This is a genomic window from Paraburkholderia panacisoli, from assembly GCF_008369935.1.
Classification (GTDB): Bacteria; Pseudomonadota; Gammaproteobacteria; order Burkholderiales; family Burkholderiaceae; genus Paraburkholderia; species Paraburkholderia panacisoli.
On record NZ_VTUZ01000008.1, the window covers coordinates 55,808 to 70,654 of the forward strand.

A 14,847-nucleotide genomic window follows, 5' to 3' on the forward strand; every position below is an offset into this window, starting at 1 on the left:
CAGCAAAGCCTTACGCGACGCGCTTCACCGACGATTGACCGCCGACCACGCCATTTGCCAGAAAGCGTTCGCGAATCGACTTGACGATGCCCGTGGCGTCGAGGCCGCACGCGGCAAGCAGTTTGGCCGGGTCGCCATGATCGATGAACCGGTCGGGCAGGCCCAGTTGCAACACGGGTCGCATGATTCCGGCCTCGAGCAGTGCTTCGACGCATGCCGAGCCCGCGCCACCCATCACACAGCCTTCTTCGACCGTGACGATGGCGTCGTGCGTCTCCGCGAGCTCACGGACCAGCGCGGCGTCCAGCGGCTTCACGAAGCGCATGTTCGCGACCGTGGCGTCCAGTTGCTCGGCCGCCGCCAGCGACGGCGCGACCATCGTACCGAACGCGAGAATCGCAATGCGCTTGCCCGCGGGCTGCGACGTTTCGCGACGCACCTCGCCCTTGCCGATCGGCAAGGCGGCCATTTGCTTGACGGTTGCGACACCCGTGCCGGCGCCGCGCGGATAACGCACCGCCGTCGGGTTCGGCTGCTGCAGCGCGGTGTACAGCATCTGCCGGCATTCGTTTTCGTCGGACGGGGCCATCACCGTCATGTTCGGGATGCAGCGCATGAACGCGAGGTCGTAAGCACCCGCGTGCGTTGCGCCATCCGCGCCGACCAGACCCGCGCGGTCGATCGCGAACACCACCGGCAGGTTTTGCAGCGCGACGTCGTGAATCAATTGATCGTACGCGCGTTGCAGGAAGGTCGAGTAGATCGCCACCACCGGCTTCATGCCGTCCGCGGCCAGGCCGCCGGCGAACGTCACCGCGTGCTGCTCGGCAATGCCGACATCGAAATAACGGTCCGGGAAGCGCTTCTCGAACTCGACCATGCCCGAGCCTTCGCGCATGGCCGGCGTGATGCCGATCACGCGCGAGTCGAGTTCGGCGGCGTCGCACAGCCATTCGCCGAACACCTGCGTGTAGGTCTTCTTCGACGGCGTGGTGGCCGGCTTGATGCCTTCAGCCGGATTGAACTTGCCCGGGCCGTGGTACAGCACCGGATCGGCTTCGGCAAGCTTGTAGCCCTGGCCTTTCTTCGTCACGACGTGCAGGAACTGCGGACCGCGCAGTTCCTTGATGTTCTGCAGCGTCGGGATCAGCGAATCGAGATCGTGACCGTCGATCGGGCCGATGTAGTTGAAGCCGAACTCCTCGAACAGCGTGGCCGGCACGATCATGCCCTTCGCGTGCTCTTCGAGCTTGCGAGCCAGGTCGAGCATCGGCGGCGCGACGCGCAGCACGCGTTCGACACCCGCGCGCGCGGCGGCATAGAAGCGGCCCGACATCAGGCGCGCGAGATGGCGATTGAGCGCGCCGACCGGCGGCGAAATCGACATGTCGTTGTCGTTCAGGATCACCAGCAGCGGCACGTCGTCTTCGACGCCGGCGTTGTTCATCGCCTCGAAGGCCATGCCGGCCGTCATCGCGCCGTCGCCGATCACCGCGATGCCCATGCGGTTGTCGCCGTGCAGCTTGCTCGCGACCGCCATGCCGAGCGCAGCGGAGATCGACGTGCTGGAGTGCGCGGTGCCGAAGGTGTCGTATTCGGACTCGTCACGCTTCGGGAAGCCCGAGATGCCGCCCAGTTGACGCAGCGTGTGCATCTGGTCGCGGCGGCCCGTCAGGATCTTGTGCGGATAGGTTTGATGGCCGACATCCCAGACGATCCGGTCATGCGGCGTGTCGAACACATAGTGCAGAGCAATGGTCAACTCGACCGTGCCGAGGTTGGACGAAAGATGGCCGCCCGTCTGCGATACGCTGTCGAGCACGAAGGCACGCAACTCGTCGGCAAGCGGTTGCAATTGGCGGCGATCGAGGCGGCGCAAGGCTGCCGGGTCGTCGATGGTTTTCAGCAAGTCGTACATCGTCGTTCCATTGTAGGAAAACTTACGCGCCCGCACTTCATACATGCACCCCGGGGATAAAGGATGCGCGGCGGCGGGCTTTCGCGTTCAGCTAACCCGGTTCACCACCAGGTCGGCCAATTCGGCCAGACGCTGCGCACGCGCGCCGAACGGCGCAAGCGCCGCGTGAGCGTCGCTGCGCAGCTGGGCCGCGAGCGCACGCGACGCGTCGAGCCCGATAATCGACACATAGGTCGGCTTGCCGTCCTTCGCGTCTTTACCCGCGGTCTTGCCGAGCGTCGCAGAGTCGGTCGTGACGTCGAGTATGTCGTCGACGACCTGAAACGCGAGACCGACAGCGCCCGCATACGCGTCGAGCGAACGCATCGCGTCCGCGTCCGGCGCTTCGCCCGCCAGCGCGCCCATGCGCACCGCGGCGCGCAACAACGCGCCGGTTTTCATCCGGTGCATCGTTTCGAGTTGCGTGCGCGTCAGCGTGTGGCCGACGCTCGCCAGATCGATGGCCTGGCCGCCGCACATGCCAATCGAGCCGCTTGCAAGCGCCAGCTCGCGCACGAGCGAAGCTTGTTGTGGCGCGGCCAGCACGTCGGAAGTCAGCGCGACGAAAGCCTGCGACTGCAGCGCGTCGCCGACCAGCAGCGCCGTGGCTTCGTCGTATTGGACGTGCACCGTGGGCTTGCCGCGACGCAATGCGTCGTCGTCCATGCACGGCATGTCGTCGTGCACGAGCGAGTACACGTGGATCATTTCCAGCGCCGCCGCTGCCGCGTCGAGGCATTCGGCGCGCGCGCCGGTCAGCTCGCCGGCGGCGTGGCACAGCAACGGGCGGACCCGCTTGCCGCCGCCCAGCACCGCGTAACGCATCGCCTCATGCAGTTTGGCGGGCTCGGTGGCCGCGCCCGGCAGGTAATGTTCCAGTGCCGCTTCGACGCGTTCGAGCACCGCACGCGTCCATTGTTCGAATGTCATAGGTCGTCCCCGCTTTCAGTAGCGGCTGTGCCTGCGGTATTCATGGGCAGCGGCTTGAGCGTCTCGCCGTCGAGCACGCGCACCTGCTGCTCGACCTTTTCGAGCTGTTGCTGGCAAAACGCCACCAGAGCCGCGCCGCGCCGGTACGCGGTCAGCGACTCCTCGAGACTGAGGCTGCCGCCTTCCATGCGTGCCACCAGCCCTTCCAGCTCGGCCTGCGCGGCTTCGTAGTTCTCCGGCAGCGGCGTGGTATCGACGCCTTCGGCTGGCGCGGCAGCAGGATCTTTTGACGCGGTCTTCGCCATGAATAGTCGCAAAATTAAAACAAGTCGGACATTCTACGGCAAAAGCGACATTTCCGATCCGCTCGCCGGTCTGCGTCGCACGTGCGCATCGCGCGCCGCCCCTGAAGTCTCGCAGAAAAAAAACGAACGGTCTGCGGCGAAAATCCCGAACTTTCCTGACATTTTTGACCCGAATCAGGGACTTAAGCGCCCCGACACAGGGGAAACGGGTATAATCGCGGGCTCCCTAAATCGAATCTTCGATGGTTGGGTTGTTCACTGCTTTCACGTCTTCACGGGAGTGGGAATGTCCAATCTGAGCAATGCATTGCAGTTGCGGTCTATCCACAGCCAGCTGCCAGTCACGGCTTACTTTGACGAAGCGCTTTTAACGCGCGAAATCGAAACCCTTTTCAAGAAAGGTCCTCGTTACATCGGCCACGATCTCATGGTGCCCGAAGCGGGGGATTATTTTGCCTTGCCCAGCGAAAGCGAGGGGCGCGTGCTCGTCCGTAACCAGCAGTCGCAAGTCGAACTGCTGTCGAACGTGTGCCGCCACCGGCAAGCCATCATGCTCAACGGTCGCGGCCAGGCGGAGAACATCGTCTGCCCCCTGCACCGCTGGACGTACGATCTGAACGGCCAGCTACTCGGCGCACCGCATTTCGCGGACAACCCCTGCCTGAATCTCGGCGCCACGCCGCTGCAGAACTGGCAAGGTCTGCTGTTCGAAGCGCAGGGCCGCGACGTCGCACGCGATCTGGCGCGCCTCGGCACCAGGAAACACTTCGATTTTTCGGGCTTCATGTTCGATCACGTCGAAGTGCACGAGTGCAACTACAACTGGAAGACCTTCATCGAGGTCTATCTGGAGGACTATCACGTCGCGCCGTTCCATCCGGGCCTCGGCAGCTTCGTCAATTGCGACGACCTGACGTGGGAGTTCGGCGAGTGGTACAGCGTCCAGACGGTTGGCGTGCACAAGGATCTGGAGCAGCCGGGCAGCCCGACCTACCGCAAGTGGCACGACGAGGTGCTGCGTTTCCGCGGCGGCAATCCGCCCGACTTCGGCGCGATCTGGATGGTGTATTACCCCGGCATCATGATCGAGTGGTATCCGCATGTGCTGGTGGTGTCGTGGCTGATTCCGCGCGGCGCGCAGAAGACCACCAACGTGGTCGAGTTTTATTACCCTGAGGAAATCGCGCTATTCGAGCGGGATTTCGTCGAAGCCGAGCGCGCCGCCTATATGGAAACGGCCCGCGAAGACGACGAGATCGCCGAGCGTATGGACGCCGGCCGCCGTGCGCTGATGGAACGCGGCGAATCGCAAGTCGGCCCGTATCAGAGCCCGATGGAAGACGGCATGCAGCACTTCCATGAGTTTTTGCGGCGCGAGCTCGGCGCGATCTGAGCGCGCTCGATCCGCTCGGCCGGACACTGGCCCGACTCTCGCACAAGCTGTATGGACGCATGGAAAGACGGGCTTCGGCCCGTCTTTTTTTGTTTAGACTTACAAGATAGCCCGGCCATCCGTTCGCGGCATCACAGGCCCGAACGGAGCCGCCATCGCTCGTATCGAGGAGACACCATGCCCCACACTCACTACACCACCCTGATCTCCGCGACCAATCTCGCCGAACGGCTCGCCGCCGCGCCGGGCAGCGTGTTCGTGATCGATTGCCGCTTCGATCTGACGGACACGGAAGCGGGCGAAAAAGCCTATCTGGCCGGGCATTTGCCGGGCGCGCATTACCTGCATCTCGATCGCGATCTGTCCGGCCCGAAGAACGGTGCGAACGGCCGGCATCCGCTGCCGGATCGTGCGCGCCTCGTCGAGACGCTGGAGTCGCGCGGCCTGAAGCAGGGCCAGCAAGTGGTCGCTTATGACGCGCAAGGCGGCATGTACGCCGCTCGCGTTTGGTGGCTGCTGCGCTGGCTCGGACACGACGCCGTGGCGCTGCTCGACGGCGGCCTGCCCGCATGGCAAGCCGCCGGTCAGCCGTTGACGCAAGACGTGCCGGCCCAGAATACCGGCGACTTCAAGGCCGGCGCGCCGCTCTCCGTCACGGTGGACGCGCAGACGGTCGAGCGCAATCTCGGCTCGAAGGAGCGCGTGGTGGTCGACGCACGCGCAGCCGACCGCTATCGCGGCGAGAACGAGACGCTCGATCGCGTCGGCGGCCACATCCCGGGCGCGCTCAACCGCTACTTCAAGGACAACTTCACCGCCGATGAACGCTTCAAGCCGGCTCATACGCTGCGCGAGGATTTTCATGCGCTGCTGGGCGATACACCGCCGGAGCATGTGGTGCTGCAATGCGGCTCGGGCGTGACGGCGTGCGTGAACGTTCTGGCCATGGAGATTGCGGGCCTGCACGGCGCGGCGTTGTATGCGGGCTCATGGAGCGAATGGAGTTCCGATCCAAAGCGGCCGGTTGCGACGGGCCCGAATCCTTGAGCACAGGCTGAGGTCCTCGCAAGCGACCAAGCAAAAAAGGCCGTTGCCGCCCGCGGGCGGCAACGGCCTTTTTTATTGCGCGAACGTCAAGCGATCGGGCTGAGGTTTGTCAGCCTCAAACTACCCCATGCTGCTTGAACCACACCAACGTACGGCGCCAGCCATCTTCGGCATCGGCCTTCTTATAGCTGGGCCGGTAGTCCGCGAAAAACGCGTGGCCGGCATCGTCGTACACGACGAACTGCGAGCCACGGCCCGCCTGCGGACCTTGCGCGATGGCCTGTTTCATCTGCTCGAGGGTGGCCTGCGGGATGCCCTGATCCTGCAAGCCGTAGAGCCCCAGCACCGGCGCATGCAGATCGCCAACCCGATCGAGCGGATTCGCCGGCGTGGTCGCGGTATGGTCTCCGCCCACGCGCCCGTACCATGCGACCGCCGCCTTGAGTCGCGGGTTGTGCTCCGCATACAGCCAGGCGATGCGGCCGCCCCAACAGAAACCGTTCACGCCGAGCCGGTTCAGATCGCCGCCATTCTCGCCCGCCCATGCGACGGTCGCGTCGAGGTCGGCCAGCGCCTGCTCGTCAGGCACCTTGTCGAGGATCTGCGTGCTGATCTGCTGGATGGTCGGGAGCACCATCGGATCGCCTTCGCGGACAAACAGATCCGGCGCAATCGCCAGATAGCCGAGCTTCGCAAAACGACGGCATACGTCGGCGATATGCTCGTGCACACCGAACGCCTCATGGATCACGATGATCACCGGCAGATGCGTCTTGCCCTTGGGCTGCGCGCGATACGCCGGCACCAGCGTGCCGCCTGAACGCACGGCAATTTCACCGGCTTCGAGGCCGTCGCTATCGGTATGGATGGTTTGCGCCGAGACCGGCAGCACGGCCGCCGCAAAACCGGAGCCGAGCGCGGCCTTGATGAAGGTGCGCCGATTGAAGGGAACGTGGGGAACCAGGCTATCGATTTCGGGTTTCAGCATGCGCGCTCCTCGGTTGATTGTTAGAGGCAACAGGATACGCCTGACGCGCATCCTGTTGCAGAATCAACCGCCGCCTGCGCCGTCAGTGCAGCTTGACGCGCGGCAGCGTGGAGCGGCGCAGCCAGTGCGCGAAGGTATCGAGCACCATGCGGGCGTAGCCGTGCAGCGCCGCGATATGCAGCCGGTACAGCGACATGTACATGAAACGCGCGAACAGCCCCTCGATCAGCATGTTGCCGCCGATCACCCCGCCCATCAGATTGCCGACCGCGCTGAAGTGCCCGAGCGACACCAGCGAGCCGAAGTCGCGGTAGGTGAATTCCGGCAGCGGCTTGTTGTCGAGGCGCGCCGCCAATGCTTTCAGCAAGAAGCTCGCCTGCTGATGCGCCGCCTGCGCGCGCGGCGGCACGTTGCGCTCGTTGCCCGGCCACGGACACGCGGCGCAATCGCCGAGCGCGAAGATGTTGTCGTCGATTTCGGTTTGCAGCGTGCGGCGCACGTTGAGCTGGCCCAGCCGGTTGACCGTCAGGCCGTCGAGCTGGCCCAAGATGGGCGGCGCCTTGATGCCGGCCGCCCACACCGTCAGATCCGCGCGCACGGTATGCCCGCTCGCGGTGCGGATGATGCCCGGCGCGACCTCGGCCACCGTTTCGCCGATCATCAGCTTCACGCCGAGCTTGGTGAGCAGCTCGGCGGTAGCAGTCGAGACGCGCTCCTGCAAGGCCGGCAAAATACGCGGCCCCGCTTCGATCAACACGATGCCGACGTCATGCCGGGGATCGAGCTTATGCAGGCCATAGGCAGACAGCACCTGCGCGGTGTTGCGCAATTCCGCCGACAGTTCGACGCCCGTAGCGCCGCCGCCGACAATCGCCACCTGGATGCGCGGCTCGCTGGATGTCGACGTGCCGGGTCCGGGTCTCGATTCGACAGGCTCATGCACCTGATGCTCGGCGCGCATGCAGGCCGCGATCAGGCGCTTGCGGAACCGCTCGGCCTGGCCGACCGTGTCGAGTGCAAGGGAGAATTCCGCTGCGCCTTTCACACCGAAGAACGCCGTGGTGCTGCCGATTGCGATGACCAGCGTGTCGTATTCGAGCTCGCGTTCGGGCAGCAGTTCGGCGCCGTCGTCGTCGAGCACGGGGCCGAGCGTCAGGCGCCGGTTCGTGCGATCGAGCCCGGTCAGCTCGCCCTGCTGAAACTCGAAGCCATGCCAGCGCGCTTGGGCCGCGTATTCGAGTTCCTGCGTGAACGGGTCCATGCTGCCGGCCGCCACTTCATGCAACAGCGGCTTCCAGATATGCGTGGGATAACGGTCGACGAGCGTGATCTGCGCCCGCGCGCCGCTCTTCTTTTTCTCGGCTCCATAGCGGTCACCCAGACGTGTCGCCAGTTCCAATCCTCCCGCGCCCCCGCCAACGACGATAAATCGATGCATTGCACTCTCCGTGTTTGCCGATGAATTATGCGTCGCAACGGCGCGCAGCAAGCGCGCCGTGATTCAGCGATTGTCCGCGAGCAGCACGGGTTGTCACAAGCCATCAATTCGCATGTGTGACATGCGCACGACGATATCGCGCGTTGTCACCAGGGTGTCAATGCGCTTCCTCCCAGTTCAGGCCGGCGCCCACTTCGGCGACCAGCGGCACCTTCAGGTCGGCGACACCGCACATCAACTCGGGCAGGCGCTTGCGTACATCGGACAATTCGGCGTCCGGCACTTCGAGAATCAGTTCGTCGTGCACCTGCATGATCATGCGCGTGCCGATCTTCGAGTCTTCGATCCACTTCTGCACCGCGATCATCGACAGTTTGATGAGGTCGGCGGCGGTGCCTTGCATCGGCGCGTTGATCGCGGCGCGCTCGGCGCCCTGGCGGCGCGGCCCGTTGCCGCCGTTGATCTCCGGCAGCCACAGGCGGCGCCCGAACACCGTTTCGACGTAGCCCTTCGCCTTCGCGCTCAGCCGCGTTTCGTCCATATAGCGCGCGACACCCGGGTAACGCGCGAAGTAGCGGTCGATATACATCTTGGCCGCGTCGCGCGTAATGCCGAGATTCGACGCGAGACCGAACGCGCTCATCCCGTAGATCAGCCCGAAGTTGATGACCTTGGCCACGCGCCGTTGATCGTTTGACACTTCGAGTGGTGTCACGCTGAAGATTTCCGCCGCCGTCGCGCGGTGGATGTCTTCCCCTTGCGAGAACGCGCGCAGCAACGATTCGTCGCCGGAAATGTGCGCCATGATGCGCAATTCGATCTGCGAGTAGTCGGCCGAAACGAGCTTGTGCCCCGGCGGCGCAATGAACGCTTCACGAATCCGGCGGCCCTCGCCGGTGCGCACGGGAATGTTCTGCAGGTTCGGATCGTTCGACGCGAGACGCCCAGTCACCGCGACGGCCTGCGCGTAGTTCGTATGCACGCGGCCCGTTTGCGCGTTGACCATGCGCGGCAGCTTGTCCGTATAGGTCGACTTCAGCTTCGACAAACCTCGGTGCTCGAGCAGGATCTTCGGCAGCGGATAATCTTCGGCGAGCTTCTGCAGCACTTCTTCGTCGGTGGACGGCGCGCCGCTCGGGGTCTTCTTCACCACCGGCAGCTCCAGCTTCTCGAAGAAAATCTGGCCGATCTGCTTGGGCGAGCCCAGATTGAATTCGCCGCCGGCCAGCGTGTACGCCTCGCCCTCGAGCTGGATCAAACGCGTGGCGATTTCACTGCTTTGCTGACGCAGCTTTTCCGCATCGATCAGCACGCCCGTACGCTCCATCTTGCGCAACACACGCGAGGTCGGCACTTCGATCCCGCGGTAGACGTAGTCGAGCGTCTTCTCCGCAGCCACCTGCGGATACAAGGCCTGATGCAAACGCAACGTGATGTCGGCGTCTTCCGCCGCGTATTCGGCGGCTTTGTCCAACGCCACTTCGTCGAAGCCGATCTGCTGCGCGCCCTTGCCCGCGACCTCTTCGTACTTGATCGTCTTGATGCCGAGATGACGCAGCGCGAGGCTGTCCATGTCGTGCGTGCGATGCGATTCGAGCACGTACGATTGCAGCAGCGTGTCGTGTTCGATACCGCGCATTTCGATGCCGTAGTTCGCCAGCACCTGTTCGTCGTACTTCAGATGCTGCCCGACCTTCTTGTGCGCGGCGCTTTCCAGCCACGGCTTGAGCTTCGCGAGCACTTCGTCGCGCGGCAGTTGCACGGGGGCGTCCGGGCCGCGATGCGCGAGCGGCACATAAGCGGCGCGGCCGGCTTCCACCGACAACGAAAGGCCCACGATCTGCGCCGTCATCGGATCGAGCGCGGTGGTCTCGGTATCGAACGAGGTCAGTTCAGCCGCGTTGATTTTTTCGAGCCATGCGTCGAACTGCTCCCACGTCTGCACGGTGTCGTAGTGCCGCTCGTGATCCACCGCCAGTGCCGGCGGCACGTCGGTTTCCGGGCCTTCCACCGCGTCCGCGATTTCCACTTCGCGCAGCCAGGTCTTAAAGCCATGGCGCGTAAACACGTCGCGCAGTTCCTCGCGCGATTCGGGCCGGCTCGGCAGGCTTTCCTCGATCGACACGATATGGTCGGTCAGATCGCAATTGCGCTCGACGGTGACGAGCTTGCGCGCCATCGGCAGGAAATCGAGCGCACGCCGCAAATTGTCTCCTACCGCACCTTTAATCTCGTCCGCATGTGCGACGATGCCATCCAGCGAGTCGAATTGCGTCAGCCATTTGAGCGCGGTTTTCGGCCCGCATTTCTCGACGCCCGGCACGTTGTCGACGGTATCGCCGATCAGCGACAGGTAGTCGATGATGCGCTCCGGCGGCACGCCGAACTTGGCGATCACGCCGGCGCGGTCGAGCTTTTCGTTGGTCATCGTATTGATGAGGGTGACATGATCCGACACGAGCTGCGCCAGATCCTTGTCCCCAGTCGACACGATCACGTTCATGCCGCGCTGTTCCGCCGCGGTGCTGAGCGTGCCGATCACGTCATCGGCCTCGACGCCTTCGATCATCAGAAGCGGCCAGCCGAGCGCGCGCACGGCCACATGAATCGGCTCGATCTGGCGCGACAGGTCGTCCGGCATCGACGGACGATTCGCCTTGTAGTCGGGATACCAGTCGTCGCGAAATGTTTTGCCCTTGGCGTCGAACACGCACGCGCTATACTCTGCTGTGACTTCCTTGCGCATGCGCCGCAGCATGTTGATCATCCCGTAGAGCGCACCCGTCGGACCGCCCCCGGGGCCGCGCAGATCAGGCATCGCATGGTAGGCCCGGTACAGATAACTCGAACCGTCGACCAATAGCAGGGTCTTACCTTCAAGGCTTCGTTCTTCAGGCATTATGACTAAGAGAAAAGTGATTCCGAGTCTGCGATCACTCGCAGATCAAGAGCGCGCAACGGCCAAGAAGGCCCGCGCATCGTGGCAGATGTTCACGATTATGGCAGAGTTTATCGAGGCGACCGAGTACCTCTCGGAGATTCGCCCGGCTGTCAGCATCTATGGTTCGGCGCGCCTGAAACCTAACTCGCCGTACTACAAACTCGCCACACAAATTGCGCGCAAGCTGTCGGACGCGGGCTTCGCGGTGATCTCCGGCGGCGGCCCCGGCATCATGGAAGCGGCCAACAAGGGCGCGCATGCGGGCAAGGCGCCTTCGGTCGGCCTGAACATCGAACTGCCGCACGAGCAATCGGGCAACCAGTGGCAGGACATCTCGCTGCGCTTTCGCCACTTCTTCACGCGCAAGGTCACGTTCGTGAAGAACTCGGACGCGGTGATCGTGATGCCGGGCGGCTTCGGCACGCTGGACGAACTCGCCGAAGTGCTCACGCTGATCCAGACCAAGAAGTCGCGCCACGTGCCGATCATCCTGGTCGGCGCGGAGTTCTGGGAAGGCCTGCTTGCATGGTTCAAGAACTCGCTCACGCCGATGGGCCTGATCAATCCGACCGACATGGACCTGATGCAGGTGATCGACGATCCGGACCAGGTGCTCGAAGCGGTGCTGAAGTTCTACGAAGACCGTGAAGAAGCCGAGCCGCATCCGGCCAAGTCGGATGAGGACCGGATGTTCTACCTGTGATGTGATGCTGCGTGCTCGCTCCGCGCGCTGGCGCGAAGCGAGTACGCGCAATGCACTAAACCCGGTGCGTTGATTCTGGCGGGCAGCCTTCGGGCTGCCCGCATTCGCTTCAGCGATCCGCTTCACCGGCCCTTTCGCATGGCGCTTGCGGTCATGCTCAAAAACCGTTTTGCTCGCCGCCGGTTCGGCGCTAACCTCCTGAGCTTGAACTGGAAGCTAGTTAGCGACATGGACCACAATCTTTCATCCTCCGACGCCTCACTCGCGCCCACACCGACGCTGCGGGAAATCTTCGGCGGCTTTCTCGGCCTTGGGCTGATCTCATTCGGCGGCGCATTGCCGCTCGCGCGTCGCACGCTGGTCGAACAGCGCCGCTGGCTGAGCGCCGAGGAATTCACCGACCTGCTCGGCCTGTGCCAATTCCTGCCGGGAGGCAACGTAATCAATCTTTCAGTCGCGATGGGCATGCGCTTTCGCGGCGTGCCCGGCGCGCTGGCCGGCTTGCTTGGGTTGATCGCGGGGCCGTCGCTGGTGGTGATCGGCCTTGGCGTGCTATACGAACACACGCAAAACGACCCGCACGTGCGCCATCTGTTCGCCGGTCTCGCCGCGGCGGCGGCCGGTCTGTTGATCTCGATGGCCGTCAGGATCGTGCTGCCGTTGCGCAACAGGCCGCTCGCCGCACTCATCGCCGCGCTCGGCTTCGTCGCGATTGCAATCCTGCGGCTGCCGCTTCTGCCGACCATGCTGGTGCTGACGCCGCTCAGCATCTACCTCGCGGCGAGGAGCGCACGATGAACGACACGCTCGTTTCGCTCGCCGCGATCTTCAGTCAGCTTTCGCTGCTCGCGTTCGGCGGCGGCAATACGATTCTTCCGGAGATGCAACGTCAGGTGGTGGACGTGCATCACTGGATGCCCGCCAGCGAATTCAGCGCGCTATTCGCGCTCGCGCAAGCCGCGCCCGGCCCGAACCTGATGATCGTCACGCTGATCGGCTGGCATGTGGCCGGCTGGGCGGGAATGCTGGTGACGTCGGTGGCCAAGTTCGGACCGTCATCGCTCGTGACGATCTTCGCGCTGCATGCGTGGGACCGCTTCAAGGACCGTCCGTGGCGACGCTACGCGCAATTGAGATTGATGCCGGTGACGGCCGGCATCGTCGCGGCGAGCGCGGCGTTGATCGCCGAGGCGTCGAACCCCACCGCGATTGCGTGGGCCATCACCGTGTTCACCGCCGTCATGGCGTTGAAGACGCGGGTTCATCCGTTGTGGCTGCTGGCTGCCGGCAGTTTGATCGGGCTCACGGGGTTCGGGCAGTTCTAACGCGAAGGTCCAATGCAACGCCGCTGAAGCGCGGCGGCAAAAACGTGGCGGACAAAGCAAGACCGTCCGCAAACGCCTTGGCTGGCACGAACGAACTTTCGTTCGCCCTTGCCAGCCCGCCCAAGCCGCGCTTACTGAAACGCCACTTCAGCGAAGCTGCGCAGCTTACGGCTATGCAACCGATGCAACCCGTTCGTGCGCAATATCTCCATCGCCTTCACGCCGATCTGCAGATGCTGATCGACCTGCGCGCGATAGAACTGATCCGCCATGCCCGGCAGCTTCAGTTCGCCATGCAGAGGCTTGTCCGACACGCATAGCAAGGTGCCGTAAGGCACCCGGAAGCGAAAACCGTTCGCGGCGATCGTCGCGCTTTCCATGTCGAGTGCGACCGCGCGGCTTTGTGACAGCCGCTGCACCGGCTCGCGATGATCGCGCAACTCCCAGTTGCGGTTGTCCACGCTCGCCACCGTACCCGTGCGCATCACGCGCTTCAACTCGACACCGTCCAGCCGCGTGACCTGCGCGACCGCGCGCTCCAGCGCCACCTGCACTTCGGCGAGCGCCGGAATCGGCACCCACAGCGGCAGGTCAGCATCGAGCACGTGGTCCTCGCGCACATAGCCGTGCGCGAGCACGTAGTCGCCCAGGCGCTGCGTATTGCGCAGACCCGCGCAGTGGCCGAGCATGATCCACGCATGCGGACGCAGCACGGCGATGTGATCGGTGATGGTCTTCGCATTCGACGGCCCGACGCCGATGTTGATCATCGTGATGCCGCTGCCGTCCGCGCGCTTCAGGTGATAGGCGGGCATCTGCGGCAGACGCGGCGGCGCCGTGCCTTCCTGCGACTGTTCGCCGAGATTCTCGTTGTACGTGACCACGTCGCCGGGCTCGACGAACGACGTGTACTCGCTGCGATAGGCGCGCAGTTCGGCGTCGTCGGTATGAGCCATCATCGTGCGGCCGAGTTTGACGAACTCGTCGATATAGAACTGGTAGTTCGTGTACAGCACGTAATTCTGGCAATGCGTGGGCGAAGTAGCCGTGTAGTGCTTCAGCCGATGCAGCGAGAAATCGACCCGCGCCGCCGTGAACAGCGCGAGCGGATGCGGCTCGCCCGCCGCCGGCTCATACGTGCCGTTGACAATGCGGTCGTCGAGCAGTGCGAGGTCCGGTGTGTCGAACACATCGCGCATCAGGAACAGGCGCTCGCGGTCCAGATCGCCTTCGAGATGAATGCCCTCGGCGAACGCGAAATGAATCGGGATCGGCTGGTCCGACACGCCGACCTCGATTTGCACATGATGGTTCTTCGCCAGCAGACGCAATTGCTCGCGATAGTAGTCGCCGAACAGATCGGGCCGCGTCACGGTCGTCTCGAACACCCCCGGACCCGCGACGAAACCGTAGGAGCGGCGTGAGTCGACATGCGTGTTGACTTCGGTGCACACGCGCACGAACGGATAGCAGGCGCGCACGCGGCGCTCGAACTTTTCGTTGCGGCGATAGCGCGCAAACGCATCGCGCAGAAACGAGGTGTTCGCTTCGTAGATCGCCGAGAGGCGGGTGACGGCCTCGGTCGCGTCGTCGAACGATTCGGTTGGGAAGCTGTTGGCGGGAGTCTGCACCGCGCGTTGATTGGTATCGTTCATCGTCATTCGCCCCTATTGATGAGACGACATTACCACGGAACACGGGTTCGCCAAATCACCTGGCGTTGCCTGCAACACATGCCGCCACACTGTTCGCAAGATTGCGGGCGCTTCGCGTGAAAGCGGCGCAAAATAAGGCCGCCGCGCCCGATCACCAGGCTGGAT

General features: G+C 63.9%; 12 protein-coding genes. 5 read left to right on the forward strand and 7 right to left on the reverse strand.

All coding sequences use genetic code 11. The annotated features are described in order from the left end of the window. Positions 1–10: 10 nt before the first annotated feature. The 3 genes from dxs to FVF58_RS14005 all read right to left on the reverse strand — a co-directional run bounded on the left by dxs (position 11) and on the right by FVF58_RS14005 (position 3,192). Complete coding sequence (dxs, locus tag FVF58_RS13995) at positions 11–1,918, reverse strand: 1-deoxy-D-xylulose-5-phosphate synthase (RefSeq protein WP_149670506.1); 1,908 nt, start codon at positions 1,916–1,918, stop codon at positions 11–13. A gap of 87 nt (positions 1,919–2,005) precedes the next feature. Next, on the reverse strand, positions 2,006–2,887 hold the full coding sequence (locus tag FVF58_RS14000) for a polyprenyl synthetase family protein (protein ID WP_149670507.1): 882 nt from the start codon (positions 2,885–2,887) through the stop codon (positions 2,006–2,008). Further along, positions 2,884–3,192, reverse strand: coding sequence for an exodeoxyribonuclease VII small subunit (locus FVF58_RS14005; protein WP_149670508.1), 309 nt, complete (start codon positions 3,190–3,192; stop codon positions 2,884–2,886). Before FVF58_RS14005 ends, FVF58_RS14000 begins: the two co-directional genes overlap by 4 nt. Positions 3,193–3,478: 286 nt before the next feature. On the opposite strand from FVF58_RS14005, the gene FVF58_RS14010 reads away from it, so the two are divergent. Both FVF58_RS14010 and FVF58_RS14015 read left to right on the forward strand, forming a co-directional pair. After that, a complete protein-coding gene (locus FVF58_RS14010; RefSeq protein WP_149670509.1) occupies positions 3,479–4,585 on the forward strand; it encodes an aromatic ring-hydroxylating oxygenase subunit alpha in 1,107 nt (368 codons plus the stop codon). A 177-nt stretch (positions 4,586–4,762) separates the two neighbouring features. Then, a complete protein-coding gene (locus FVF58_RS14015) occupies positions 4,763–5,632 on the forward strand; it encodes a sulfurtransferase (RefSeq protein WP_149670510.1) in 870 nt (289 codons plus the stop codon). Positions 5,633–5,747: 115 nt separating this feature from the next. On the opposite strand, the gene FVF58_RS14020 is transcribed toward FVF58_RS14015, so the two are convergent. The 3 genes from FVF58_RS14020 to polA all read right to left on the reverse strand — a co-directional run bounded on the left by FVF58_RS14020 (position 5,748) and on the right by polA (position 10,957). Continuing rightward, on the reverse strand, positions 5,748–6,620 hold the full coding sequence (locus FVF58_RS14020) for a dienelactone hydrolase family protein (RefSeq protein ID WP_149670511.1): 873 nt from the start codon (positions 6,618–6,620) through the stop codon (positions 5,748–5,750). Positions 6,621–6,702: 82 nt separating this feature from the next. Beyond that, complete coding sequence (locus FVF58_RS14025; protein WP_149670512.1) at positions 6,703–8,058, reverse strand: NAD(P)/FAD-dependent oxidoreductase; 1,356 nt, start codon at positions 8,056–8,058, stop codon at positions 6,703–6,705. A gap of 157 nt (positions 8,059–8,215) precedes the next feature. Further along, complete coding sequence (gene polA, locus FVF58_RS14030) at positions 8,216–10,957, reverse strand: DNA polymerase I (protein ID WP_149670513.1); 2,742 nt, start codon at positions 10,955–10,957, stop codon at positions 8,216–8,218. A gap of 1 nt (position 10,958) precedes the next feature. Between polA and FVF58_RS14035 the strand changes: the two genes are divergently transcribed. From FVF58_RS14035 to FVF58_RS14045, 3 genes are all read left to right on the forward strand, one after another. After that, the gene (locus tag FVF58_RS14035) at positions 10,959–11,702 is read left to right on the forward strand and encodes an LOG family protein (RefSeq protein WP_073428625.1); all 744 of its coding nucleotides are present in this window, start codon (positions 10,959–10,961) and stop codon (positions 11,700–11,702) included. Between the two features lie 228 nt (positions 11,703–11,930). Next, the gene (locus tag FVF58_RS14040) at positions 11,931–12,500 is read left to right on the forward strand and encodes a chromate transporter (RefSeq protein ID WP_149670514.1); all 570 of its coding nucleotides are present in this window, start codon (positions 11,931–11,933) and stop codon (positions 12,498–12,500) included. Beyond that, a complete protein-coding gene (locus FVF58_RS14045; protein WP_149670515.1) occupies positions 12,497–13,027 on the forward strand; it encodes a chromate transporter in 531 nt (176 codons plus the stop codon). Before FVF58_RS14040 ends, FVF58_RS14045 begins: the two co-directional genes overlap by 4 nt. Before the next feature lie 131 nt (positions 13,028–13,158). On the opposite strand, the gene FVF58_RS14050 is transcribed toward FVF58_RS14045, so the two are convergent. Further along, entirely contained in the window at positions 13,159–14,688 is a 1,530-nt protein-coding gene (locus tag FVF58_RS14050; protein WP_425468947.1) for an AMP nucleosidase, read from the reverse strand. Between the last annotated feature and the right edge of the window lie 159 nt (positions 14,689–14,847).